Consider the following 24,215-nt stretch of genomic DNA (forward strand, 5'->3'; position numbering starts at 1 on the left):
TCATCCAGGGGGCTCAGGCATTGTATTGCCCTGAGCCCGATTGGAAAACTTTGCCTGTCTCCAGGGTGGATCAGTAGAAAACCGCATCTTGACCCTCCAGCGACTGGAAGCACTATCTCCACGACGAAGATCAACATACCCATCGGAGAGTGGCGGGCATGACTGCCGGTTCCAGAACTCAAAACACCTTGTCATTGCCGATTGAAGGCATGCATTGCGCCTCTTGCGTCGGCCGTGTCGAAAACGCTCTGAAGAGTGTCGACGGCGTGGTCGCAGCCAGCGTAAACCTTGCAACCGAACGCGCGGACATACAGTTTGACAAGGCCGTCAAACAGGATGCCCTCGTCAGTGCCATTGAAGGTCTGGGGTACAAGGTGCCGACGCAAACCACGCATCTTGCGATCGAAGGCATGACATGTGCGAGCTGTGTCGGACGAGTTGAACAGGCATTGCTCGCCGTTCCCGGTGTGACAGAAGCGAACGTCAATCTTGCCACCGAAAGCGCTCTGGTGAAGGGACAGGCAGACGTCCATGCACTGATCGCTGCCGTCGCTGCAACCGGCAAGACCGCACGGTCGGCAGGGCAAAGAGACACCGCCCGGGAAGAAGCGGCCCTAAGACGGGACGAAGAAGCACGCCATCTCAAGACCCGCGTGATTATTGCCGGCTTTCTCACCTTGCCGGTGTTTCTGCTTGAAATGGGCAGCCACCTGATCCCCGGCGTTCATCACCTGATTGCGCAGACCATAGGAACCCAGACAAGCTGGCTGATCCAGTTTGCGCTTACCAGTGCCGTCCTGATCGGCCCGGGCAGATCCTTTTACAGCCAAGGCTTCCCGGCCCTTTTCAAAGGCTCCCCCGACATGAACAGCCTCGTTGCCGTGGGCACGGCGGCAGCTTACGCGTTTTCGGTCGTGGCGACCTTTGCCCCGGGCCTGCTGCCTCAGGGGACGGTGAATGTCTACTACGAGGCGGCGGCCGTCATCGTGACGCTGATTTTGCTCGGACGCTGGATGGAAGCGCGTGCAAAGGGTCGAACCTCGGAGGCGATCCAGCGGCTTTTGAAAATCGCGCCCAAAACGGCTCGCGTCCGGCGCGACGGTGAAACCATCGAAGTGGATGTCACCAGCGTTGTTCCGGGCGACATTGTCGAAGTGCGTCCCGGCGAGAAACTGCCTGTCGATGGTGAAGTGATCGAAGGATCCACCTATGTCGACGAGAGCATGATCACCGGAGAGCCGGTTCCAGTCGCCAAGGAAGCAGGCGCCACCGTTATCGGCGGAACGGTCAATCAGACGGGAAGTCTCGTTTTCCGCACCACTGCGGTCGGAGACGAAACGATGCTCTCCCAGATCATCCGGCTGGTGGAAGAGGCACAGGGCGGGAAACTGCCCATTCAGGCCATGGTCGATACCGTGACCAGATATTTTGTGCCCGCAGTTATGACCCTGGCTCTGTTGACATTCGGTGTCTGGTTCATTTTCGGCCCGGAGCCTGCGCTCACCTTCAGCCTTGTGAATGCAGTTGCGGTTCTGATCATCGCCTGTCCCTGTGCGATGGGTCTGGCCACACCGACGTCCATCATGGTCGGCACCGGACGCGGCGCGGAAATGGGTGTCCTGTTTCGAAGGGGCGATGCGTTGCAGGTCCTGAAAGAGGTGCGGGTCGTCGCCCTGGACAAGACCGGCACGCTGACGGAAGGCGCCCCCAGCTTGACGGACCTTGAAATAACGAACGGCTTCGAGGTGTCAGACGTTCTGGCCCAGGTAGCAGCGGTCGAAGCAAAGTCGGAACATCCGATTGCACAGGCAATTGTTGCGGCGGCGCGTGAGCGGAACCTTCAGCTGCCGGAGGCGACCGATTTTAAAAGCGTCACCGGCATGGGTGTTGTCGCAAGGGCGGCAGGGCGCAAAGTGGAGATTGGCGCGGACCGGTACATGACCTCGCTCGGACAGGATGTATCTGTCTTCCGGGACATCGCTGCACGTTTCGCCGAAGAAGGAAAGTCCCCGCTCTATGCCGCCATCGACGGCAAACTTGCGGCCATCGTCGCAGTGTCCGATCCCGTCAAGGCGACCACTCCGGCAGCGATAGAGGCGTTGCACGCGCTTGGTCTGAAGATTGCGATGATCACCGGCGACAACAGCGGAACGGCAAACGCGATTGCCCGGCATCTCGGCATCGACGAGGTCGTTTCCGAAGTCCTGCCGGCCGGAAAGGTGGATGCCGTCAAGGCGCTCAAGGAAAAGCACGGGCATGTTGCATTTGTCGGCGACGGGATCAACGATGCTCCGGCACTCGCCGAAGCCGATGTCGGTCTCGCGATCGGGACAGGCACTGATGTGGCGATCGAAGCGGCTGAAGTCATTCTTGTTTCCGGTTCGCTTTCCGGTGTACCGAATGCCATTGCCCTTTCCAGGGCAACCATCCGCAACATCAAGCAGAACCTCTTCTGGGCCTTTGCGTACAACACCGCGCTGGTGCCCATCGCTGCCGGGGTTCTGTATCCGGCCTTCGGCCTTCTCCTGTCGCCGGTCTTCGCGGCAGGGGCGATGGCTCTCAGTTCCGTTTTCGTGCTAGGCAACGCCTTGCGGCTCAGGACCTGGACCCCGCAGGTGCCCTACGAAACACACCGCGGAACAACCACCGGGTCGCTGCAGGTCGCGCCCGCCGAGTGACTGTGTCTGAGAACGGACCGGCCTCTTTTAAAACCTGGCGCATCGGACAGATGGCCTGATCCGGGCCTTCCGAAAGTGTCTGATCGAAACCGGAGCATGTTCAGACCGGCGGCCGGCTCTGTTCTCATTGCAGGCAACAGTCTTCTGGTGACCGTCGGTGGGCGACCTCAGCCCTGCTCGTGCACGGGCCTGGCCTGCCGCTTTGCAACCCGTTCGCGCCACATCATGTATAGCCCGGACAGCACGATGAGCGCGGCCCCGGCAAGCATCGGCAGGCCGGGGCGTTCACCGAACACAACGACGCCCAGGATCAGCATGAAGAGCAGTCGGGCGTAGCGAAACGGAGAGACGACGGACAGGCTGGTAGTGCGAATGGATGCGGTGAGCAGAAAATATCCTGTCGACCCCAACAGGATCATCGTTCCCAGGAGCAGCCAGTCCGCTTCCGGCGGCAGCAAGCTGTCGCCATCCATGACAATCCATGCCACTGCGAAGGGCAGTGATGCTGCGGCCGTATAGGCGGCAAGACTTGTAGAGGCCATGTCGGCCGGGGTCATGCGGGTGGTCAGATCGCGAACCGCCAGTCCGATCATCGACACAACTGCCCAGAGGGAAGCGGCTTCAAATCCGTCCGCTCCCGGTTGCACGATCATCAACACCCCGACAAAACCAAGAAGGATCGTGCTCCAGCGGCGCCAGCTTACCGCTTCACCCAGAAACACAACGGCTCCAAGAGCGACCAGCAGGGGCGTTGCCTGAATAATCGCGCCAACCATGGAAAGCGGCACAAGAGCCAGGGCCTTCACCATGCCGATCATCGCGACCACTTCAGACAGATATCGAACCAGCATGACAGGTGCGAAGACGCGGCGATCCATCAGCCCCGCGCCCTGCAGTTTGGCCATGATGGAAAACATCACCAAGCCGCCTGCCAGAAGCAGAAACATGATTTGCGGCGGCGAAACGCTGCCCGCGGCCAGTTTGATCAGGGTATCGGCAACTGCGAAGCACCCCATGGCCAGCACCATCAGGAGGATGCCGCGTATATTCGATTCAGGTATGTGCCCCATATTGCCCTGGTGACTCGTTTTTGGACTATTGTTCGGATTGCGCATATGGACCCAAAACCAGAGCACCGGCAATGGCAGGCCAGCGGTTCAGGCAGGATTGAATGCTCTGCATTGCGAGCACTTCTGCCGGTCAACCGCTCGTCTGGCCCTTTGAAAGCCGTCTGAACCTGATTTTTCAACGAGGAACCTGCATGGCAAACCCGGTACTCCATTTCGAGATACCTGTCACAGACATGGATCGCGCCGTTGCATACTACCAGCGCCTCTTCGGCTTTAAATTCGACCGTCAGACCGTCGATGGTTACGAGATGGCATTCTTTCCCCGCAACGACGACCACACCGGCGCAAGCGGAGCGCTTGTGAAAGGTGATGTGTACAAGCCGTCCCGCACGGGCTGCATACTCTATTTTGATGTGGACGATATCGATGAGGTTCTGCGACGCGCACAGGCAGAAGGGAGCGTCGTTCTCTACCCCAAAAAAGACATCGGGACCGCCGGCTTCGTCGCAGAAATCGAGGATAGCGAAGGCAACCGGATCGCTTTGAACGCCATGCACAGATGATCAGCACCCCCAGGAATTCAAATTCGCCGTTGACCTGCCTTGCCTGGAAGGCCGGTGCGGCACCACTAGCAGTCGAGTGACCGGTAAACCGGTGTGGCAAGCGAGATGTATCAAGGCGAGCAAGGAACCATGTTGGCGGCCGCCGGAGCACAAAAAGCTGTCTACTTTTGCACAGACACGCTCCAACATCCTGACACGCGCATGAAATCCAAAATTGTTATCAATGAAGATCTGGACAGGACGCACCAGTGTTTGCCAGTTTGACCTTGGGTCATCTGGATTCATGGAGACTGAAATGACACCAACACGGGTCACGCTTCGAACCTTGGCGATTGTTGCCGGGATGCTGGTGGCAACACCGGCCCTTGCCGCCTCTTGCATCACTAGCAAGGGACAGTTTGGAGCCTACAAGCAACAATTGGCGCAACAGGCAGCGAGGGCCGGTGTTGGACAGCGCGGTCTGAATGCGCTGCAGCAGGCCCGGCTTTCCGGCATCACGTGGCGGTTTGAATCGAACCCGGCCTCACAGTCCAGCATGCGTTACCGCAGTCCGGAACAGTTCTTGAAAAGCCGTTTTTCGAGCGTCAACTCCTTTGTCACCAGAGCCAAAAGCAGATTGAACCAGAACGCCAGATTGTTCAGGTCCATTGAAAAGCGCTATGGCGTGCCAGGATCGATCCTCGTGGCAATCTGGGGTTATGAGACAGGTTGGGGTGGCTACACGGGCAAGACACCCGTCGTCAGCGGTGCCGTGACCCTGGCCTCCTATTGCCGCCGGTCTCCGCGCTTTGAAGACGATGCGATCGCGGCCCTGCAACTTGTCGACCGCGGGCTCCTGACCGGCAACAGCCGCGGCGGGCCCTCGGGCGAACTGGGCCACATGCAGTTTCTGGCCGGCAACTGGGTCCGCTTCGCGGTAGATGGCAATGGCGATGGCCGCGCCGACCCCAACAACGCGGCCGACGCGCTGGCCACAGCCGCCAATATGCTTCGCCGCAACGGATGGCGGTCCGGACGGCCGTTCGGCGAGGGCTCGGCCAATTTCCGTGTCCTGTCGACCTGGAACGACAGCGGTAATTACCAGCGCGCCATCGCTTATGCCGCCGGATTGATCCAGCAATAGGCGGTGCTCTTCAAGCACTCGCCCCACGGCAAGATCAACAGACAACGAAACGCGCTGGAAGTCCGGGAAATGAAACGATTGACTGTCGCGCCAAGTCTGAGACTTGGCGCGACAGCCGTTGCCCTGGAGAACCTGTTTCCCGATTGGATGATCGGCCAGCCCAGGTTTCTCGGTGACATCAGCTTTGATGCGTTCGCGTCAACAGAACAGGTTGAACATATCTGCAGTCGACACGTCCGTGATGCCGTTGAGGGTCAAGGTGTTGCCGGCGCCAAGGTCGATGACCGTGTTTCCATCCTCGATAAGGATGTTGTCTTGCCAGGACCGCCCGGTATCGGGGCCAGTCCGCAGATCCGGATGGAAAAACACAATATCTTCCCCAGGCGAAAAGTCGCTGATCACGTCGCTGCCACCTGCGAAAATGAACTGATCCCGACCGGCCCCTCCGGTCATGATGTCGTCTCCGGCACCACCAATCAGAACATCGCGCCCGCCACCGCCGGACAACCGATCGTCTCCTGCGCCACCATGGAGGAAATCGAACCCGTGACTGCCCGTCACGGTATCATCGCCGGCTCCCGCGAACACGACGGACCATGACCCGCTGGTGACAAGAGTGTCGTCTCCTTCGGTGCCATTTGCGAATCCGGTGACGATGTGAGGTTGGTCTGGCTCCGGTGCGGGCTCCGGTGCCGGTGATGGCGCTGGTGCAGGTTCGGGTTGCGGTTCTGGATCAGGCTGAGGTGCGGGCGCCGGGTCGGGCGACGCTGTTTCAACGAGATCGGCAAATCTTGATGTATCTGCGTCCGTGGCCGCGAAATTCTGCGTGACCGCGACCGAATCGTACCCGCGAAAGTCCCCCCTTACGATCCCGATCCCGATCTCCGTGAAATCCGGGTTGAGGATATTCGCTCGGTGCCCCGGGCTGTTCATCAGCGATTCATGCAACTGACGAACGTCGTCTTCAATGCCCTGCGACCCTCGTTCCGATTGCCAGGCAATGTTCTCACCCGTCCGCCAGGAACCTTCCAAAGGATAGCCGCTGTCGGTTGTGCGCTCCGTCGCAGAAGAGCCCCCTTCACCGACATGCGAGAAATTGCCAGATCGAAGCATCCATTCGGTATGGTCTTCGCTGGAGTCGTTGAGCAATACATTCAGCCTCAGCGGCTGTAGCCCGGCATTCGCCCTTTCTTCATTGATGAGATTGAGCATCTGTCTTTCAAAGCTGCTTGCGCGCGCCATGTCTTGACCTTTCCTGCAATGTGAAATGCCCCTTGCGGGAGCGCTTTCAGAAGTCGAAGCAATGCAGGGCAAAAGAGAGGCTAAACATTGGAAAAAATACGAATAATTCAGCAACCTATACGCAAGAAGAAATTGAAAACACCCAGCCTATTTCGAACCGTCGCATGAGCGTTGCCTCTTCCCATAGGAGCGAAACAAACTCTCGCCGAGGTGCCAAAACTCGGCGAGGGATCAGCTGGTTTTCGTGTCCTGCCGGCCTGGAACGGCAGTGGCAACTCTCCGCGTGCAACCGCTTGTGCAGCAGGATCAATTCAGCAAGGGGGTCCGCGCGGACCTTTTCGCACCTGAACGGTCAGCCCGGTCCGTGTCGCCGACCATAAGAGCAGGCCTGACGTGTCAGCGGAACTCATCCGTTTCAACGACGTGGCAAAAACGGCGAGCAGCCTTTGCCGATCTCCGGAGAACCAAAACAACGATGTCTAGCAGGACGCTGCCTTGAGCTTTTGCGTTCCGAAACTGGCCCTGTAGTGCCGCGGGCTGACGCCGAGGACCCGCCGGAACCTGTCTCTCAGACCGGAGGAATCGGCGAAACCGCTTTGCGCGGCAATCTCGTCGACCGGCAACCGGGTTGTTTCCAGCAGGAAGCGCGCATGCCGCGTCCGGGCTTCGATCAACCATTGGCCTGGTGTCGTACCCGTCTCTGCGACAAAACGACGGGCAAAGGTCCGTTTGCTCATGCCCGCATGGCAGGCCATTTGATCCACGGTGAGCGGAGCATCCAGTTGGCTCTCGATCCACTCGAGCGTCTTGGCAATGCTTCCACTGGCGACCGGTTCAAGGACATCCTGTCGAAGAATGAATTGCCGCTGACCACCTTCGCGGCCGAGCGGCGCGACCGCACGTCTTGACGAATCCGCCGCGACGGCCTGGCCGTGATGACGCGCAATGATGTGCAGGCACATATCGATGCCGGCGGTGGCGCCTGCCGATGTAATGATCTGGTCCTCATCGACAAAGAGGACGTCGGGATCAACGTCGATAGTCGGGTACCGGGCTGCAAATGCATCCGCGGCAAGCCAATGGGTTGTTGCTCTGCGGTTTTCCAGCAGCCCGGCCTGGGCCAGGACAAAGGCGCCGGAACAAATGGACGCGATCAGGATCCCGCTATCACGTGCACGTCGCAAGGCCCTCAGGACATCTGGGGGAACGGGCCGGTCAATATCTTCAATCCCGGGCACAATAATCGTGTCTGCCTGTTCGAGCATGGCCAGGCCCTGCTCTACATGAAGGTCGAACAGTCTGGATCTCACCCGCCGCGCAACCCCGCACACCTGGACAACATAGGGGCAGGCTCCGTCTGCAAGACGTGCGTGCGAGAACACGTCACAGGGAATGGCAAGATCGGAGGGCACAAAGCCATGCAATGCAAGGACACCAATCTTATGCACTGAACCCTCCCGAATTAGCTGCCACACCCTCAGCTGCAGCTTGGCACGATCTTACCGTTATTTGTCAAAACTGCCACGGCGCAACGCTCAAGGCAACGCTAACCTGTCCGGCAAACGAGGAGCCGGATTTCATGTCAAAAATGAACAGGTCTGATCATTCCAGGAGCTTGCGGCGTTTGCGCCTCGCAGTTGCCTTGGAAGGCGCCACTCTCATCACGCTGGTGTTGATCGCCTCGCCCTTGAAGCGTTTCGCCGATCTCCCCGTGGCGACACAGATCATGGGACCGGTGCACGGCCTGGCGTTTTTGATCTTTCTCTATGTTCTCGTTGAAGCCGTTACTGCCCGGACAATCGATCGACGGGCCGGACTGCGGCTCTTCATCGGCGCCCTGGTGCCGTTCGGCGGCGTCATCAATGAACGATGGCTGGCGCGCAGGACGCCGGGCAAGGGGGCAACGGCGTGATGTATCTGTGGCTCAAGTCGGCCCATGTCGCCTGTGTTCTGGTCTTTGTCGGAGGCATCGTGTCCCTGTTGCTGGCGAGTGCCGCACTTGGATCCCGCAAAGAGGACGAAACAGATCCGGCAGGGTCTCTCCGGGCTGCCGTCAGATGGTGGGACAGGCGGGTGACCTTGCCGGCAATGATCGGTGCCTGGGGTTTTGGCAGCTGGCTCGCGTTCGCAGGCGGGTGGTTCTCAAGCGGCTGGCTGATGGCAAAACTGGTGTTTGTCGTTCTTCTGTCGGGTCTCCACGGCGTCCTCGCCGGACGCCTGCGCCGGGTTGACCTGGACGCCCTCCCCGCCTCCGCGAAGCCATCGCCCCCTTTGACCGCAGTCGCGCTGTTCAGCGTGCTCGGCATCGTCTGCCTGGCCATCGTAAAGCCCGGTTAGTGCCCAGTGGCTTGCCGGCTTCAGGCTGTTGATCCGGACAGGCGGTCCGCCGGCAGATGGAGCGAGGCACTGAGGCCGATCGGCAGCTTGGCAAACTCGAGCGTGCCGCCATGTGCCTGGGCGGCCTGCTCGACAATGGCAAGACCCAGGCCCGTCCCGTCGTCGCTTCGGGCCGAATTGCCCCGTGCAAACGGACGCGTCAGGGCTCTGGCTTCCTCCTGATCCAGGCCTGGTCCGCAATCGCGCACATCGAGGACGAGATTTTCGTCAACGTAACGCGCTGAGATTAGATATGGAGGGGCACCGTAGCGCATGGCATTGGTCAGAAGATTGCCAAGCCCACGGATCAAAGCACCCTGGCGCACGGAAACAACATGATCTTCGGGAACGCTGACATCGACCTTGTCCGCCAGGTCCACTGAGTTGACCGCGCTCATCAACAGCGCGCTCAGGCGTATGGTCCTCGGTTCCTCCGCTTCGAAACCACGCGCATATTCCAGAAACTGCACCAGCATGGTTTCGATCCGGTCGACCTGACGCTTTGCGCTGTCGATCAGCTCGGTATCGGAATCATGCAGCATGTCGAGTGACAGACGGAGCTTGGTCAGAGGCGTCCTCAGATCGTGACTAACGCCGGCAAGCATCACGGCACGATCGACTTCCGTCAGCCTTAAGCGTTCGGCCATCTGGTTAAACGCCTCTGCGACGGCGGCAAATTCCCGAACACCCACTTTTGGCAGAGGCGTGTGGCCCTTTGGATCATCGAACCGGCGGACATGTTCTTCAAGCGACTTGAGGGGGCGGGTCACCCGGCGCTGCAGAGTAATGCCGGCAAGGAGCGCGGCCGCGAAGGCCAATGCCGCCACAAAAACCAGATTTTGCAAGGGATTCGTGTCCGGAGCCGTTTCCACGGAAAGCCAAAGCGGGCGTTGCGCCACGTTGATCCGGACCCACAGCCGCCCATCCGATCCCGCTGCCACGGAGGCGCCATCAGGAAGCTTGTAGCGAGCCTCCAGCGCCTGCTTGAAATACCGCGACAGGAACGGCCTTGGTTGCTCCCGGATGTCCGGCGGCAGCGTGGACGCCAAGATGTTCAGATCGACGTTGTTGCTCAGGCGGTCGATCAGCTGGCCGCGCTGGCTTTCATCCAGAACTCCGAAACTCAGGTTGATCGCTCTGAGTGTATGCGCGGCAACGTCGGCTGCCTGGTTGATCTGGGGCCGGACAATGAACACCGAGACGGTGATGAAGCTGATCATCAGCGCAGCGAAAATCGCGATCACCAATACCGCAATGGTTTGCTTCAGGAATGTATCAAGCATCGTCTTTGACCAGCACGTAGCCGACGCCCCAGACCGTCTTGATCAGCTGCGGGTCCTCGGCAGTGTCGCCAATCGCCTTTCGCAGCCGCGCAACCTGTACGTCTATGGCCCGGTCGGTCACGTCCGCATCGCGGCCGAGGGCACGTTCGATCAGCTGAACGCGGCTCAGCGGCCGTCCCAGGCTGCGCGCGAGCGCTGCCAGAAGCGCAAATTCACGGCTGGATAGCCTGAGCACTGTTCCATCGCGCGCAACGGTCATCGTTGAAAAATTGATCTCGAGCGGCCCGGTCGAAAGGACCTCGTCGACAAGCGGAACAACCCCGCCGGATTGCGTACGCCGCAGAACCGCCGACAGCCGTGCCACCAGTTCGCGCGGTTCGAACGGTTTGGGCAGGTAATCATCGGCGCCGGTTTCAAGTCCGACGATACGATCGATCGGGTCACCGCGGGCCGTCAACATGACAATCGGCGTCGTGTCGCCGGCGGCCCGAAGCCGGCGGCAGACGGCAAGTCCGTCTTCGCCGGGCATCATCAGATCCAGGACGACGGCATCGGCAGGGCTTCGGGCGAGTTCACGGTCGAGCGCCGCGCCGTTCTCGACCGCCCGTGTCTCAAAGCCATGCTCTGAAAGAAAACGGCGCAAAAGCGCACGCAGTTCCGGGTCGTCATCCACGACGATTATTCGGTTCGGTTTTTGAATCATGGCCACAGGATACTTGCCGGATGCCGGTTCCGAGGAGTCTCTAATTGCACCGAGTTGTTACAAACCATGACAGACGGAAAATCTTGAAACAGATCGTCGTATCTCCCGCTCGATCCGCAACACCCATGAAATATGCATCGCGGAAAAGCCTCTCATGAAGGGCAGAAACCAGTCTGCCGGGACCATCAAGGAATTCCATATCATGACCGAGAAGCCTCTCACCGCCCTCTCTCTGCACCGCAGCCTCAAGGCCCTGACATTCGGCCTGGTTCTGGCGTCTGCGCCCGTCGCCCTGTCTCAAAGTGCGCAGGCGTCCAGCAAGCAGGCGGCAGCCAATTTTGTCACAGCCGACGCCAATGGAGACGGGGCCCTGACCCAGGCCGAATTCAAGTCTTTCATCAATCTCAACGCAGCCCATGGCATCGGCAAGGCGCAAACAGTAAAGGACCGCGGTCTCTACGATCGGGCGTTTGCGAGGCTCGACCTGAATCGCGACGGCAGGATTTCCTCGGCGGAATTGCAAAGCGCGGGTCGCTAACGCCTGGAAAGGCTCAAACAGGAAATGCATATGAAAAGAACGGCATGCCTTCTGGCTCTTCCGCTTGTGGCCCTTCTTGGTTTTTTTGCCTGGCACCTGCCAATGCGCGGTCCATTGACGGATCCTGAAATCGACGCCTTCCTTGCGGGCCAGACGGCAGGTGGAGGACTTGGCTGGACCGACACAGCAGCCTTTGAAGCCTTTCTTCGCGAGGATGACGGACATCCCTTTGTCATGATCAATCTCATGGAGTTGCGTGGCGCCGCCATTTATCCCGAGGGTCTTGCTTCAAAAGCTGCAACCGGGGCCGATGCGGCGGCGGCCTATGGCCAGGCCGTCTTGCCGCTTCTCCTGAAAAGGGGAAGCTATCCTCTGGCCCGCGCGGAGCGCTCCCAAACAATTATCAATTCCCTGGGGCAGAGCGCGGGCGCGTTTGAATCCCTTGTTATGGTCAGGTACCGCAGCCGCAGAGACCTGATTGATATGCTCGCCAGCGACGCCTTTCGCACAGCAAGTGTTCACAAATGGGCGTCGCTTAAAAACACGCTGGTTGCCCCCGCACACGAAATGTCATCCTTCCAGCTCATCGGCTATTTGCCCCTTATTCTTCTGTGCATCGCTGCACTTGCCGGTCTGGGCTTGTTCCGAAGGAGATAGCATTTGGCCGAACTCATCTGATCCAGGCGCTCTCCGATACCCCTCAGCAACAACTTGCCTGCAGCACAGAAACCGTCACATCCTCGATTTCGAGGAAGCTGTTTCTGACCGGGCACCAGCTGCAGCTCGATTAGACGGCACGCGGCTCAGCAGCAGTATTCATCGACCGAACCGCTTTCTGTAATCTTGCGGCGGGATGCCCACATGCTCGTTGAAGCTGCGCGAGAAATGGGCCTGGTCGGCAAAGCCTGTCAGAAAGCCGATGGCGCCAAGGCCGGGACCATCGGCATTACAGAGAAAGGCCGCTGCCGCCTCGAGCCGGACCTCCATAATCAGGCGCGAGACACTCAACCCCCTTTCGTTCAGACGGCGCTGCAAACTGCGTTTAGAGGTTCCGATCGTGTCGGCAAGCGATTGAACGGACCAGCGTCTCACCAGGTCCTGTGAAACAATGGTCTTGAGCGTTTCTGCGACATCGGCGCCCCCCGAACTTGGCACGGGCAGGTCCCGGATCTGCTGCCGGGACTGAAGCAGGTGCACCTTTCCCGACCAGTCGAGCGTGTCGAAAACCCGCCATCTGGAGGCCTCCCGCAAGACCTGCCCCTTATCGGTTTCAAGGCGTAACGCCTGATCGCCGGCAATCTCTGCCAGCACGGTGACAACAGCGATCACCAGGAGACTTTCGACCAACACGGGCGGGGAAGCCGCGTTTTTACTGACATGGTGCAAGCGGAAGCCGGTTTCCCCAAATGGTTCCGCGCGCAACCGGTTGCTGGCGTGGCTGAAGCTTTCAACACGGCGCCAGCGTTCCAGAAAGTCCTCCAGTCCCGCCGCCTTTGTCAGGGCGACGGCCACCGGTTCGGGCGGCATATCATGCACGGCGTCAGCGAGCCGCATGATGGTGAGAAGACCATGTTGTTCGGCCACCTGGTTCAACGCCGACCGTTTCGCCCCGCGAGCCACGCGCGCGCCGCGCACTGCGTCAACGGGAGAGATCAGTCCCTGCTTTTCCATCCCCGTCGCAATCAGGCGCATCATCACCGCCGATGCAAAATCCTCCTCCTGTTTCAAGGGCACTTAAGGTGGTCCTTTCCTGCGCAACGTGTAGACGGTCGCCGGGGGCATATTGAGTGGCACAAAACTCTGCCGGTCGGAGCGCAATCCTAGGCGCTGTTTGATCCTGAACGGAAGGGGACATTTCGGGCCATATGTAAACAGACGAAATTCTCCCCCCTCCCCGAGCAGGTTGAAACTGCCATGCATGATGCGAAAGACCTGCGCCAGCGGCATCGACAAGAGGGGAAGGCCGCATATCACGGTCTCAACGCTTCCGGAGGTAAAGGGCACGAGAGTGCGCACGCGCGCTGCATCGCCATGGGCAAGCGCGATTTCCGGATGCCGCTTCGCCAGCAGGTCGGCAAAACCGGCACCGGCTTCGACGGCCGCTAGTCGGCAGGCGGGCACGCCGCAGGCCAGGATCCTGTCGGTAAAGGACCCGGTGCCCGGGCCCAGTTCAACGACCGGCCCGCTGTCATGGCTCAAGCCGTTGGTGATCGCCCTGGCGAGATCCGCACCCGACGGGGCAATCGCCCCCACGCGTTTCGGATTACGCAACCATTCGGCCGCGAAATGGGTGGCCTTGGTCATGACGGCTCCACTGATGCCGCAGAGGCGGATTCTGCGGCGAAGGTTTCAGGCACAAGCGGAAACCGGACCGGACGGAGGCCGGTCGCCGCCCGTACGGCATTGGCGATCGCGCCCGGCCCGGACACCATGACCGTTTCTCCGGCGCCGGTCGGTGGCGCATCCGTGTGAAGAAGGCGAACAGAGACCTCCGGCATATCGGATATTCGTGGGATCGGCGCCTCTAAGAAGGTTTCGGCTGTGACCCGCCCTTCTTCCACAGGCAGGGCATCAAAGAGCACCATGCCAAGGCTCCAGACGAGGTTGCCCTCGCATTGCGCCTTGACCTGATCCGGATTGATGACAAGGCCGCAGTCATGGCTGCACCAGAGACGGGCCACACGCACGGCCCCGTCCGGCAAGACCTCGACCTCGGCAACCGTCGCCGCATAGGAAACCCCCTTGTAGATGCCGCAGGCCACACCGCGCCCGACACGCCTGTCCCCGCGCGCAAAGGACTGGTCGCTCCTGTCCCATTGCGACTGCGCGCCGACATCCCGGAGCACTCCTGCCAGCCGGGGATCATCAATATGTTCCAGGCGGAAGGCCAGAGGATCGGCGCTCGCCCTGCGGGCGGCTTCATCGATCGCACTTTCCGTTGCAAGCCCGTTGGTGCCTGCGCCCAGACCGCGCCAGGGCCCCGTGTGCACCGGCAGGCGCACCGCCTGATAGGCCGCGCGTGCCCGGCCCAGTTGGTAGGGGACGGCCATGCCCCGTTCGACCCCGCCGTCTCCGACGATGAGGTCCGTGCCGCGCTGCATCCAGGCGGGCAGCGCCGCCGAGGTAAACATGATGTGCGAAGACACCTGATTATGCGACCAGTCGGTGACCCGCTCCCCGGCCAGTCGCACCTGCACCCGGTGAGACGATGGCGGGCGATGGAAGCCGAGGGCAAATTCCTGGGCGCGCGTCCATTGCACCTTGACCGGTTTCTTTGCCGCAAGGGCCAGGGCGGCGGCTTCCGCCTCAACGGTGCAAAGGACCTTGCCGCCGAAAGCACCGCCGACACGGCAGGATTGGACCCGAACCTGTGAGGCCTTCAGCGAAAAGGCATGGGCGAGATAATCACGCACGTAGAAGACGTCCTGATTGCCCGCCCAAAGGGTCAGCGCTTCGCCGTCCCACGCGGCAATGGCGGCGCGAGGTTCAATCGCTGCGTGGGCTGCAAGCGGGATCTCGATGCGCAGATCAACATCGAAGGCGCCGGGTTCAGGCTCTCCCGCCATTGCCAGATGGGGCAGGTCTTTTTTTGCAAGATGTTGGTCGACATCAAGCGCCGCTTGAATGTCAGTCCGGTCATGCGGACCGTCGATTTCCCAGTCCACGTCAAGCGCCTCGGCAATCAGATCAAGCGCTCCGGGCCGGCTTGCCAGAATGCCGAGGCCCTGCGACTGGCCGAGGGGCGGGCCTGCATCTTCGACAATCCGGACAAATCCGGGAACGTCTTCAGCGGCACCGCGGTTCCAGCGAAGCGGCCGGGAGGCGATTTCCAAGGAGGCAGGCGCCCGCAGGACGCGGCCGTAAAGCTGATCGGGCCGGGACATGTCGGCGGCATAAAGCGGCCTGCCGGTGACGATGGCGCGTCCCTGCTCCATTTCCGATCGGGCGCCGATCAGACCCACGATCTGAGCGAAACGAAGCTGATCTCTCGGCCGCGCTTCAACGGCAACTTCTCCAACCCGCCGGCCGTCTTTGATGGCGTCCCGCAAGGCGGCACAGGCCTGGGCCAGCGGTTCGCTGAAGAGCTGCACCGACTCGCTGCCGACAGTGGGCTTCAGGCCGGGACGGGCCGTGTCATGCAGCTCCAGCACGACATCCTCCCAGGACGCGTCCAGTTCCGTGCAGGCAATCTGCTTCATCGCCGTGGCAATATTCTGGCCCATCTCGATCCGGGGAAGCACAAGCCTGTAGAGCCCGTCGTGATAGGAAATCCAGCCTGCGGCATCCTCAAGATCCGGATTCGGCCGTTTGGGGATGACCGGCACCTGAGAATAAAGGGCCCCGCCGCCGCCGATCAGCGCCACAAGCCCTGCAGCGCTCGCTTTCAGGAAGGTTCGACGGTTCATCATGCGCGCACCGCCGCGCTTTCAATCGCCGCGCGGATGCGGGCATAGGTGCCACAACGGCAGAGATTGCCCTCCATCGCCGTATCGATCTCCTCCGGGGACGGCGCCGGGGTCTGCTCCAGCAAGGCCACCGCCGACATGATCTGACCGGCCTGGCAATACCCGCATTGCGGCACCGCCTGGTCGAGCCAGGCCTCCTGCACGGGATGCAGCCGGTCACCGTCCGAGAGGCCCTCAATGGTACGCACTTCCGCGCCTTCAAGTGCGCTAATCGGCGTCACGCAGGATCGCACGGCGTCCCCGTCCACGATGACGGTGCAGGCGCCACAAAGACCGACGCCACACCCGAATTTCGCACCGGCCAGCCCGAAATGTTCGCGCAGCAAAAAAAGCAGCGTGTCGTCGGTCCAGGATGGTGGAATCTCGACCTTCCGGCCATTGAGAATGATGTTCATTGATCGCTCCAGCTACAGATAGCACCGTGTAAATTGGGTCCATCGGGGAGCAATTCTTGAACAATCGCGCCAAACGTCGTTTCAGGGAAGGTTCTGTTGTGCCGCTTGCCAGGACGATGAATGCGGTTCTCAGATCTCCGTCCGCATACGGTAGCCGGGGGCGAAGATCAGGCGCACATGGGTGATTGGCATGTCGCCGGACCAGGTGATGCGCTCCATGGCGAAGAGCGCTGTGTCTTTGATGGTGTCGAGTTTTTTGGAAATAGTCTTGTCAGCTTTGTCGATATCTAGGGCATTTCCAGTTTGTCTTTCGACCTGCTTGCCATGATCGGCTTCGTCGTCATGAGCTAAAGCCGGTCGTCTTCGGCACGCTGCTCTGCATTCCATGGAGAACAACCCGCACCGCGCAATACCCACCGCAACGACAACAGCAGGCCCCTGGTCGACGGCTCGCTCTCGCTCACCCTCATTGACTTCATCCAGTCCATCATCTTCAGACGTGTGCTGAAGGTGCGGACGAAATCATGAAGAAGGACGAGAAAGGCACGGTCATCGTCTGGTCGCTGCGTCGATTCTTGCAACCACGGAGTGCCCATGTCGGGTGGAGCGGGCGATTTTTGAAGGAGAGGCATATCACTGGTTTTGCTTGAAGAGCTCGATATCCGCCGGTTCAGCGATGCATCTCACTTTGCGCCTTCAAGCCGGAAGTTCTCAAAACCATGGCAAATTTCCTCTAAAGGACTTCACCTGCTTCAGGAATTTCCTCTGACACTCGGAGAAATTCACCTCTTTTCCTCGTAAGGCTTCAGCTTCGCTCCAGATGTTGTCAGTAACGCGAAAAACGTACTCTTCAGAACCGCTAACGTCAGACCAGGACTCTATTGACGACATACGGCCAGCCAGTATTCTCGCCATGATTGAAATTGATTTAGGGGCAGGTTCATGATTTTTAAAAAAGCTATCTATTTCTCGCTACTTCTTTCCCTTGCAGGCTGTACAAGCGTCAAAAACAGTTATGACCTACTTTCTTTCCGCCAAGATCCTAATAGTGGTATAACAAATCAGCAACTTGGCTTGAATTTCATTTACGAGAAAAACAGATACTCAGATAGCAATATCGATATTTTTAAGAAAATTGGAGAAACAATTCCAGGAATACAAACTTATCAACAAGATTGCACAAATATTCCACCATCTTCTCGACGAGAATCTTTTGCAGGAGCTTTCGCTGGAGCGACTATTACTGCCGCCATAGGCTTTGTTGCAAACGAAGCCTACGACTACGTCAAGAATTCGATATCTACTTATGCGGAAGATCTGGCAAAAAAATCGGTCGCAGAAAAAATTATCAAGGTTCCTTTCCATGGTTTTGAGGGAAGGGGGAAGAAAAAAAAGAGGAAAGTAGAAGATTGGCAAAAAGTAAACTGCGTCGCACTAACTCGCTACAATGCCAAAACAAACGAAATTGGAATGTTTATTCTCCTGGAAAAGCAAACACTAACTGAAAGTTATATCTTCACACCAAGATTGGTTTACTTAAAAAATTCTCCAGCCATTACGGAAATAGGCACCAAAGAAAAGCCTGCACAAATAAAAATTGACGTCGGCTTTGCTTTGCACGCCATTCTTTATGACAAGAAAACGAGTAGGTATAATAACATCGAGATATCTTCCCTCTCAATTCCATTGGGCAAGATGAAATTTGGCGAAACTAAAACTGTTACTTGCAAGACCAAACATGCAGGTCCGTACTGCAAAGAGGCATCAGGTCTGATCCCAGACATTCCGAAAAATGCCAAAACGATCGAAGTTGCATTTAAAGTTGTAGAAACCGGCTCTGCCACGAACGCCAAGACGCTTGCTGAATCAACCAACAAAGCATTGGATGGCATAGTGAAACCAGGACTCGATCAACTTGTTGGCCAGATCTCTTCAAAGCTAGGACAATAAACATATTCAATTGGACGGCTTCGTCGTGCTGCAACGCTATTCGCAATGGTGTCGCGGCCTTCGGGCCCGGCAGAGGTCTGCCCTTCGGCCCTTTCTAGATCTCCGTCCGCATCCGGTAGCCCGGCGCGAAGATCAGGCGCACATGGGTGATTGGCATGTCGCCGGACCAGGTGATGCGCTCCATGGCGAAGAGCGCCGTGCCCTTGGCGGTGTCCAGCTTCGCGGCCAGCGTCTTGTCGGCGCTCATGGCGAAGAAGGAAATATCGCCGTGGCTGTAAGGGGCATTGTGGACCAGCCACTCGTTGGCGCTGACGGTTTCAAACTGTCTTTCGCGTGCCGCCGGCGCGGCGGCGAGGTTGATATAACGCTCTTCAAAGGCATAGGGCCGGTCGTCGGCGAAGTGCAGCGTTTTCAGAAACAGGACGTCCTCGCCGAGCGACACCTGGAACGCCCCATGCAATACGGGCGGTAGAGGCCGCAGGTCCCGTTCCAGAAGGCTGTGACGATAGCTGCGCCCGAGCGCTTCGACTTCCTCGCGCAGGATCGGAATGGTGAGCGTTGCCTTTTGCGGCGGGTTGAGCGCAACCCGTGTGCCCGCCCGGCGCTTGCGTACCACCAGCCCGCTGTCCGCAAGATCCCGAAGGGCGCGGTTAACCGTGGTTCGGGCGCAGCCGAATTCCTCCGCCAGATCCGCCTCATGCGGGATCTGCTCGCCCGGTTGCCAGATCCGGTCATGGATCCGCCGGAGCAGTTCCTCGCGGATGCCGGTCCAGGAATTTGTGTCGGTCAGCGTCAAGTCGTCGTCGGTCCCGTCAAAGTCGATTGCGCAGCGATGTCATGGTCGCCCTGTATTTCGCGCGGATGGCCCCGCCTTTTACATGGTTTCCGCCAGAAACAACATGCCGGCCCGCGGACCAGACATCCGTGACCATGCGATCGTCACCGGTAAAGATCCAGGCATCGAGGATCTCGTCTCCCTCCCGGCCCTCCAGATCAATAGCGTTGCCGTCCAGCGCCAGAAGATCAGCGTAGTGACCGTCGGCAATCGCCCCGGATGCACGGCCGGCGGCCTGCGCCCCGCCGGCTACGGCACCGTCAAAGAGTACGCGCCCGGTGGACTTCTCCTTCGTTGCAACAGATGCCCGGCAGGTGTCACGCAGACGCTGCGAATATTCCAGGGTTCTCAGTTCTTCCGACAGCGAGATGCGGATATTGGAATCCGAGCCGACCCCGAAGCGCCCGCCATGTGCCAGATAATTGACGCCATCGAAAATGCCGTCGCCCAGACTGGATTCCGTGATCGGGCAGAGACCTGCAACCGCACCGGTCCTGGCCAGGCCCACTGTCTCGGCCGCAGTCATCTGGGTGCAATGGATCAGGCACCAGTTGTCCTGAACGTCGTGGTTTGAGAGCAGCCAGTCCACGGGACGCCTGCCCCAGGCTGCCAGGACTTCGTCCACTTCGGGGATCTGCTCGGCCAGATGCATGTGGAGGGGGGAAGACCCAGCCAGCGCAACGGCGCTCTTGAGACCTTCCCAGTCGACAGCACGCAGCGAGTGCGGTGCCACGCCGATCACCGCATCCTCGGGCAGCGCCTTCATCGCACTGGTCGCCAGCTCATGCAGCTTGCCGAACCGGTCGATGTCATTGCCAAAGCGGATCTGCCCCGCCGCCAGCGGGCGTTTGTCGCAACCGCCAAACTGGTAATGCACCGGCAGATGAGTAAGACCGATGCCGGTTTCCGACGCGGCCGCGATGATCCGCTCCGAAAGCTCGGCCAGATTATCGTAAGGCGTCCCGCCAGGCTGATGATGCAGATAGTGGAACTCGCCGACGGCGGCATAGCCCGCTTCCAGCATCTCCATCTGCACAAAGGCCGCAATCGCCTCAACGTCGTCCGGTGTCAGGGCATCCAGAAAGCGGAACATGATCTGGCGCCAGGTCCAGAAACTGTCGCGCGGCTCGGAGCCGCGCCGTTCGCTCATGCCGGCCATGGCGCGCTGAAACGCATGGCTGTGCAGGTTGCTCGGCGCAGGCAGCAGGATGCCGACTGTTTGTTGCCCCCCCACAGCCGCATCGCGCTCAACGGACAGGATTCTGCCATCGGCACCGAGGGTCACGGCGACATTTTTGGCCCAGCCGCCCGGCAGCAGCGCCTTTTCTGCAAAAACCGTCGCGCCAGAAACTGTCGACATGCCCGCTTTTCCTCCGTTGACACGTTAATATGTGCATGCATATTATCTTATAACGCAATCTAATCAAGCCGGAGATGGACGTGTCCAAACGCATTCTCACCAACGCCAGGCTGGCAACGCTCTCTGACACCGGGGCGCCCTATGGCTTGATCGAGGACGGGACGCTTGTGATCGAAGGCGGCCGTATTGCCTGGATCGGCAGGACCGCCGATCTGCCGTCTCACTATTCCTCGTGTCAGAAGGAAGACCTCGGCGGCCGCGTGGTCACACCCGGACTAATCGACTGCCACACCCATGTGGTTTTCGGTGGTGACCGGGCCCGCGAATTCGAGATGCGGCTGGAAGGCGCGACTTACGAGGAAGTCGCCCGTGCCGGTGGCGGCATCATCTCCACCGTCAAGGCCACCCGAGCCGCCAGCGAGGAGGACCTGCTTGCCGCGGCCCTGACCCGGGTCGATGCGCTGATTGCAGAGGGCGTCACGGCTATCGAGATCAAGTCGGGCTACGGCCTCGACAGGGACACCGAGCTCCGCATGCTGCGCGTTGCCCGCCGGATTGCAAAAGTACGACCGGTCACCATAAAAACCAGCTTTCTCGGGGCCCATGCCATTCCGCCCGAATACAAGGACCGGGCAGATGCCTATCTGGACGAAGTCTGCCTGCCGGCGCTGGAAGTGGCACACGCGGAAGGTCTGGTCGATGCGGTTGACGGGTTCTGCGAAGGCATCGCCTTTTCGCCGGATCAGATCAGGCGGGTTTTCGACAAGGCCAGGGACCTTGGCCTCGCCGTGAAACTGCACGCCGAACAGCTTTCCAATCTCGGCGGCACGGCCCTCGCCGCCTCCTATGCCGCACTGTCCGCCGATCATCTGGAATATCTGGACGAGGCCGGCGTCAGCGCCATGGCTGCGAGCGGTTCCGTTGCCGTGGTGCTCCCCGGTGCGTTCTATACGCTGCGCGAAACCCAGCTGCCCCCGATGGATCTTTTGCGTCAGCACAAGGTCCCGATCGCGCTGGCCACAGACTGCAATCCCGGTTCTTCGCCCCTCGCCTCCTTGCTGCTGACCTTGAACATGGGGTGCACACTCTTCCGGATGACCCCGGAAGAAGCGCTTTCCGGTGTCACCCGCGTTGCCGCCAGGGCGCTCGGGTTCGACGACCGGGGCACGCTGGAACCGGGCAAACGCGCTGATCTGGCTGTCTGGAACATCGCGCATCCGGCGGAGCTTTCCTACCGGATCGGCTTCAACGCACTTGAAAAACGCATTTTTGGAGGCTCTGAATGAGCGCCCTCACCCTGACGCCGGGTATTGTCACGCTGGCCGATCTGGAACGCATCTACCGGGTCGAACTGCCCGTCACCATCGACAGGTCAGCAGAACCAGCCATCAATCTTGCCGCTGAGCGGGTTGCCGAGGCGGCCCGCGGCAGCGAAGCGGTCTATGGCGTCAACACCGGCTTCGGCAAACTGGCCAGCGTCAAGATCGCGGCTGAAGACACCGCAACGCTGCAGCGCAACCTGATCCTCTCCCATTGCTGCGGTGTCGGCGAACCACTCGACCGCACCACCACGCGCCTGATGATGGTGTTGAAGCTGCTGTCGCTCGGCCGCGGCGCCTCGGGTGTACGCATGGACGTGCTGTCGCTGATCGAAGATTGCCTTCAGCACAATGTCACGCCGATTGTGCCGTCCCAGGGATCCGTCGGTGCCTCCGGCGATCTGGCGCCGCTTGCCCATATGACCGCCGTCCTGATCGGCGAAGGCGAAGCTGACTATGGCGGCGAACGCATGCCGGGCGGCGAGGCGCTTGCCAAGGCCGGCCTCACGCCGGTGGTGCTCGGCCCAAAGGAGGGCCTTGGCCTGATCAACGGCACCCAGTTCTCGACCGCCTGCGCCCTGACCGGCCTCTTCGACGCCTGGCGTCTGGCGGAAGCAACCCTGGTGACCGCGAGCCTGTCGACCGACGCCATCATGGGATCGACCGCACCGCTGCTGCCGGAAATCCATGAGCTTCGCGGCCATCGCGGCCAGATCGAGGTCGCTCGCGCGATGCGTAAGATCATGGACGGGTCGGAGATCCGCGAAAGTCACCGCGAGGGCGACACCCGCGTTCAGGATCCTTATTGCATCCGCTGTCAGCCGCAGGTCGCCGGCGCCTGTGTCGACCTGTTGCGCATGGCTGCCCGCACCCTGGAAATCGAAGCAAATGCGGCCACCGACAATCCGCTGGTTTTGATCGAGGCAGACCGCATTGTGTCCGGCGGCAACTTTCACGCTGAACCGGTCGCCTTCGCCGCCGACCAGATCGCGCTCGCGGTTGCCGAACTTGGCGCCATCGCCCAGCGCCGTGTCGCCCTGATGGTCGACCCGACCCTCTCCTTCGACCTGCCGCCTTTCCTGGCCAAGGACCCGGGTCTCAATTCCGGCATGATGATCGCGGAAGTGACCACCGCCGCCCTGATGAGCGAGAACAAGCATCTCGCCAATCCGTGTTCGACCGATTCCACACCGACCAGTGCCAATCAGGAAGACCATGTCTCCATGGCCGCCCATGGCGCCCGCCGCCTGGCGCGCATGAATGTGAACCTCTCCCAGATCCTGGGCGTCGAACTGCTCTGCGCCGCGGAGGGCATCGAGCACCGGGCGCCGCTCACGACCAGCCCGTCTCTGCAATCCGTGCTGGCACGCTTGCGCGACACCGTACCGTCGCTGGAGGCCGACCGCTACATGGCGCCGGACCTCGACAGGGCCGCCGAACTGGTCCGCACCCGCGCATTGGCCTCGGTTGTCTCTCCCGCCCACATGATCGAACTGGGAGACGCCCATGCAACCGGTTGAGGTCATTCAGGGAGACGGCCCGATCGTTCTCGGAGTGCCGCATGCCGGCACGTTCGTGCCTAAGGACATTCGCGCAAGGCTCAACGACACCGGCCTGAAACTGGCCGATACCGACTGGCATGTGGACCGGCTCTATGCCGATCTGCTGCCCGGCGCGACCATGGTGAAAGCAAATTTCCATCGCTATGTCATCGACGCCAACCGGGATCCGGAAGGGGTCTCGCTCTATCCGGGCCAGAACACAACAACCCTTTGCCCGGTCACCGATTTCGACGGACGCCCCATCTACCACACCGGCACAGAACCGGAACCGCACGAAATCGAAGCGCGGCGCCTTGCCTGGCACGCTCCTTACCACGCGGCTCTAGCAGCCGAACTGGAACGGGTCCGTGCCCGGCACGGCGTCGCGATCCTTTACGACTGCCACTCGATCCGTTCGGTGGTGCCATTCCTGTTCGAAGGCGTGCTGCCCGACTTCAACACCGGCACCAACAGCGGCACGACCTGCGCGCCCGCAATCGAGGCCACCGTCGTTGGCCGGACGCAAGCCGCCGAGGGATACACCTCCGTGCTGAACGGCCGTTTCAAGGGTGGCTGGACCACACGGCACTATGGCCGGCCCGCGGAAGGCTTTCATGCCATCCAGATGGAGCTGGCGCAGAAGACACATCTGGCCACCGAGGACACGCCCTTTGCCTATGATGAGGAAAAGGCAAAGCAGCTGCGCGTGCCTCTCAAGGACATCCTGAGCGCGCTGGCAGACCTCGCGCCTTCACTCAGCACATAACGAACAG

23 protein-coding genes are annotated in these 24,215 nt (G+C 60.1%); 11 read left to right on the top strand and 12 right to left on the bottom strand.

Annotation, left to right across the window (positions count from 1 at the left end; all coding sequences use genetic code 11):
• The first annotated feature begins 158 nt into the window (after positions 1-158).
• Positions 159-2,678 (top strand): heavy metal translocating P-type ATPase, encoded by a 2,520-nt coding sequence (locus ACO6TG_RS09670; protein ID WP_422377984.1) that lies wholly within the window; start codon positions 159-161, stop codon positions 2,676-2,678.
• A 167-nt stretch (positions 2,679-2,845) separates the two neighbouring features.
• Here ACO6TG_RS09670 and ACO6TG_RS09675 read toward each other — a convergent pair whose 3' ends face one another.
• The gene (locus tag ACO6TG_RS09675) at positions 2,846-3,748 is read right to left on the bottom strand and encodes a DMT family transporter (RefSeq protein ID WP_422377985.1); all 903 of its coding nucleotides are present in this window, start codon (positions 3,746-3,748) and stop codon (positions 2,846-2,848) included.
• A 101-nt stretch (positions 3,749-3,849) separates the two neighbouring features.
• Between ACO6TG_RS09675 and ACO6TG_RS09680 the strand changes: the two genes are divergently transcribed.
• A complete protein-coding gene (locus ACO6TG_RS09680; RefSeq protein WP_422377986.1) occupies positions 3,850-4,311 on the top strand; it encodes a VOC family protein in 462 nt (153 codons plus the stop codon).
• A 295-nt stretch (positions 4,312-4,606) separates the two neighbouring features.
• Entirely contained in the window at positions 4,607-5,434 is an 828-nt protein-coding gene (locus tag ACO6TG_RS09685) for a lytic murein transglycosylase (protein WP_422377987.1), read from the top strand.
• A gap of 198 nt (positions 5,435-5,632) precedes the next feature.
• On the opposite strand, the gene ACO6TG_RS09690 is transcribed toward ACO6TG_RS09685, so the two are convergent.
• Positions 5,633-6,676 (bottom strand): CAP domain-containing protein, encoded by a 1,044-nt coding sequence (locus ACO6TG_RS09690; protein ID WP_422377988.1) that lies wholly within the window; start codon positions 6,674-6,676, stop codon positions 5,633-5,635.
• 479 nt (positions 6,677-7,155) lie between these two features.
• Complete coding sequence (locus ACO6TG_RS09695) at positions 7,156-8,124, bottom strand: GlxA family transcriptional regulator (protein ID WP_422377989.1); 969 nt, start codon at positions 8,122-8,124, stop codon at positions 7,156-7,158.
• 131 nt (positions 8,125-8,255) lie between these two features.
• On the opposite strand from ACO6TG_RS09695, the gene ACO6TG_RS09700 reads away from it, so the two are divergent.
• Together ACO6TG_RS09700 and ACO6TG_RS09705 are read left to right on the top strand one after the other, a co-directional pair.
• Positions 8,256-8,588, top strand: coding sequence for a DUF3817 domain-containing protein (locus tag ACO6TG_RS09700; protein WP_422377990.1), 333 nt, complete (start codon positions 8,256-8,258; stop codon positions 8,586-8,588).
• Positions 8,588-9,013 (top strand): CopD family protein, encoded by a 426-nt coding sequence (locus ACO6TG_RS09705; RefSeq protein ID WP_422378861.1) that lies wholly within the window; start codon positions 8,588-8,590, stop codon positions 9,011-9,013. Before ACO6TG_RS09700 ends, ACO6TG_RS09705 begins: the two co-directional genes overlap by 1 nt.
• Positions 9,014-9,033: 20 nt before the next feature.
• Here ACO6TG_RS09705 and ACO6TG_RS09710 read toward each other — a convergent pair whose 3' ends face one another.
• A complete protein-coding gene (locus tag ACO6TG_RS09710; RefSeq protein ID WP_422377991.1) occupies positions 9,034-10,335 on the bottom strand; it encodes an ATP-binding protein in 1,302 nt (433 codons plus the stop codon).
• Positions 10,328-11,008, bottom strand: a complete 681-nt coding sequence (locus tag ACO6TG_RS09715) for a response regulator (protein WP_422377992.1) — start codon at positions 11,006-11,008, stop codon at positions 10,328-10,330. The genes ACO6TG_RS09710 and ACO6TG_RS09715 overlap by 8 nt, the downstream gene beginning before the upstream one ends.
• A gap of 232 nt (positions 11,009-11,240) precedes the next feature.
• Here ACO6TG_RS09715 and ACO6TG_RS09720 point away from each other — a divergent pair, with 232 nt between their 5' ends.
• Both ACO6TG_RS09720 and ACO6TG_RS09725 read left to right on the top strand, forming a co-directional pair.
• Positions 11,241-11,576 carry a hypothetical protein gene (locus tag ACO6TG_RS09720; protein ID WP_422377993.1) on the top strand — a complete coding sequence of 112 codons (336 nt, stop codon included), beginning with the start codon at positions 11,241-11,243 and terminating at the stop codon, positions 11,574-11,576.
• 30 nt (positions 11,577-11,606) lie between these two features.
• Positions 11,607-12,233: a hypothetical protein gene (locus ACO6TG_RS09725; RefSeq protein WP_422377994.1), complete on the top strand. Its 627-nt coding sequence runs from the start codon at positions 11,607-11,609 to the stop codon at positions 12,231-12,233.
• Positions 12,234-12,392: 159 nt separating this feature from the next.
• Here the strand turns inward: ACO6TG_RS09725 and ACO6TG_RS09730 are convergent, their stop codons facing one another.
• From ACO6TG_RS09730 to ACO6TG_RS09750, 5 genes are all read right to left on the bottom strand, one after another.
• Complete coding sequence (locus ACO6TG_RS09730) at positions 12,393-13,310, bottom strand: helix-turn-helix transcriptional regulator (RefSeq protein ID WP_422377995.1); 918 nt, start codon at positions 13,308-13,310, stop codon at positions 12,393-12,395.
• Positions 13,311-13,880, bottom strand: coding sequence for a class I SAM-dependent methyltransferase (locus tag ACO6TG_RS09735; protein WP_422377996.1), 570 nt, complete (start codon positions 13,878-13,880; stop codon positions 13,311-13,313).
• Positions 13,877-15,985, bottom strand: coding sequence for a molybdopterin cofactor-binding domain-containing protein (locus ACO6TG_RS09740; RefSeq protein ID WP_422377997.1), 2,109 nt, complete (start codon positions 15,983-15,985; stop codon positions 13,877-13,879). The genes ACO6TG_RS09735 and ACO6TG_RS09740 overlap by 4 nt, the downstream gene beginning before the upstream one ends.
• Positions 15,982-16,437 carry a (2Fe-2S)-binding protein gene (locus ACO6TG_RS09745; protein ID WP_422377998.1) on the bottom strand — a complete coding sequence of 152 codons (456 nt, stop codon included), beginning with the start codon at positions 16,435-16,437 and terminating at the stop codon, positions 15,982-15,984. The genes ACO6TG_RS09740 and ACO6TG_RS09745 overlap by 4 nt, the downstream gene beginning before the upstream one ends.
• 129 nt (positions 16,438-16,566) lie before the next feature.
• Positions 16,567-16,824, bottom strand: a complete 258-nt coding sequence (locus ACO6TG_RS09750) for a hypothetical protein (RefSeq protein WP_422377999.1) — start codon at positions 16,822-16,824, stop codon at positions 16,567-16,569.
• 555 nt (positions 16,825-17,379) lie between these two features.
• On the opposite strand from ACO6TG_RS09750, the gene ACO6TG_RS09755 reads away from it, so the two are divergent.
• The gene (locus ACO6TG_RS09755) at positions 17,380-18,387 is read left to right on the top strand and encodes a hypothetical protein (protein WP_422378000.1); all 1,008 of its coding nucleotides are present in this window, start codon (positions 17,380-17,382) and stop codon (positions 18,385-18,387) included.
• A gap of 94 nt (positions 18,388-18,481) precedes the next feature.
• On the opposite strand, the gene ACO6TG_RS09760 is transcribed toward ACO6TG_RS09755, so the two are convergent.
• Positions 18,482-19,183 (bottom strand): GntR family transcriptional regulator, encoded by a 702-nt coding sequence (locus ACO6TG_RS09760; RefSeq protein ID WP_422378001.1) that lies wholly within the window; start codon positions 19,181-19,183, stop codon positions 18,482-18,484.
• Positions 19,184-19,199: 16 nt separating this feature from the next.
• Positions 19,200-20,582, bottom strand: a complete 1,383-nt coding sequence (locus tag ACO6TG_RS09765) for a formimidoylglutamate deiminase (RefSeq protein ID WP_422378002.1) — start codon at positions 20,580-20,582, stop codon at positions 19,200-19,202.
• A gap of 74 nt (positions 20,583-20,656) precedes the next feature.
• Between ACO6TG_RS09765 and hutI the strand changes: the two genes are divergently transcribed.
• From hutI to hutG, 3 genes are read left to right on the top strand one after another with little or no spacing between them, the layout of a single operon-like run.
• Positions 20,657-21,868: an imidazolonepropionase gene (hutI, locus tag ACO6TG_RS09770; protein ID WP_422378003.1), complete on the top strand. Its 1,212-nt coding sequence runs from the start codon at positions 20,657-20,659 to the stop codon at positions 21,866-21,868.
• Positions 21,865-23,421, top strand: coding sequence for a histidine ammonia-lyase (hutH, locus tag ACO6TG_RS09775; protein WP_422378004.1), 1,557 nt, complete (start codon positions 21,865-21,867; stop codon positions 23,419-23,421). The genes hutI and hutH overlap by 4 nt, the downstream gene beginning before the upstream one ends.
• Positions 23,408-24,208, top strand: a complete 801-nt coding sequence (hutG, locus tag ACO6TG_RS09780; protein ID WP_422378005.1) for an N-formylglutamate deformylase — start codon at positions 23,408-23,410, stop codon at positions 24,206-24,208. The genes hutH and hutG overlap by 14 nt, the downstream gene beginning before the upstream one ends.
• Positions 24,209-24,215: the final 7 nt, after the last annotated feature.

The sequence above is a fragment of the Roseibium sp. genome (assembly GCF_965233565.1).
Taxonomy (GTDB): Bacteria; Pseudomonadota; Alphaproteobacteria; order Rhizobiales; family Stappiaceae; genus Roseibium.

Bases quoted from the DNA above. Each gene is read 5' to 3' on its own strand.
- ACO6TG_RS09675 (WP_422377985.1), bottom strand. From the start codon at position 3,748: ATGGGGCACATACCTGAATCGAATATACGCGGCATCCTCCTGATGGTG.
- ACO6TG_RS09735 (WP_422377996.1), bottom strand. From the start codon at position 13,880: ATGACCAAGGCCACCCATTTCGCGGCCGAATGGTTGCGTAATCCGAAA.
- ACO6TG_RS09740 (WP_422377997.1), bottom strand. From the start codon at position 15,985: ATGATGAACCGTCGAACCTTCCTGAAAGCGAGCGCTGCAGGGCTTGTG.
- ACO6TG_RS09670 (WP_422377984.1), top strand. From the start codon at position 159: ATGACTGCCGGTTCCAGAACTCAAAACACCTTGTCATTGCCGATTGAA.
- ACO6TG_RS09725 (WP_422377994.1), top strand. From the start codon at position 11,607: ATGAAAAGAACGGCATGCCTTCTGGCTCTTCCGCTTGTGGCCCTTCTT.
- ACO6TG_RS09745 (WP_422377998.1), bottom strand. From the start codon at position 16,437: ATGAACATCATTCTCAATGGCCGGAAGGTCGAGATTCCACCATCCTGG.
- ACO6TG_RS09700 (WP_422377990.1), top strand. From the start codon at position 8,256: ATGTCAAAAATGAACAGGTCTGATCATTCCAGGAGCTTGCGGCGTTTG.
- ACO6TG_RS09755 (WP_422378000.1), top strand. From the start codon at position 17,380: ATGATTTTTAAAAAAGCTATCTATTTCTCGCTACTTCTTTCCCTTGCA.
- ACO6TG_RS09765 (WP_422378002.1), bottom strand. From the start codon at position 20,582: ATGTCGACAGTTTCTGGCGCGACGGTTTTTGCAGAAAAGGCGCTGCTG.
- ACO6TG_RS09680 (WP_422377986.1), top strand. From the start codon at position 3,850: ATGCTCTGCATTGCGAGCACTTCTGCCGGTCAACCGCTCGTCTGGCCC.
- ACO6TG_RS09705 (WP_422378861.1), top strand. From the start codon at position 8,588: ATGTATCTGTGGCTCAAGTCGGCCCATGTCGCCTGTGTTCTGGTCTTT.
- hutI (WP_422378003.1), top strand. From the start codon at position 20,657: ATGGACGTGTCCAAACGCATTCTCACCAACGCCAGGCTGGCAACGCTC.
- ACO6TG_RS09720 (WP_422377993.1), top strand. From the start codon at position 11,241: ATGACCGAGAAGCCTCTCACCGCCCTCTCTCTGCACCGCAGCCTCAAG.
- hutH (WP_422378004.1), top strand. From the start codon at position 21,865: ATGAGCGCCCTCACCCTGACGCCGGGTATTGTCACGCTGGCCGATCTG.
- ACO6TG_RS09710 (WP_422377991.1), bottom strand. From the start codon at position 10,335: ATGCTTGATACATTCCTGAAGCAAACCATTGCGGTATTGGTGATCGCG.
- ACO6TG_RS09685 (WP_422377987.1), top strand. From the start codon at position 4,607: ATGACACCAACACGGGTCACGCTTCGAACCTTGGCGATTGTTGCCGGG.
- hutG (WP_422378005.1), top strand. From the start codon at position 23,408: ATGCAACCGGTTGAGGTCATTCAGGGAGACGGCCCGATCGTTCTCGGA.
- ACO6TG_RS09690 (WP_422377988.1), bottom strand. From the start codon at position 6,676: ATGGCGCGCGCAAGCAGCTTTGAAAGACAGATGCTCAATCTCATCAAT.
- ACO6TG_RS09750 (WP_422377999.1), bottom strand. From the start codon at position 16,824: ATGGAATGCAGAGCAGCGTGCCGAAGACGACCGGCTTTAGCTCATGAC.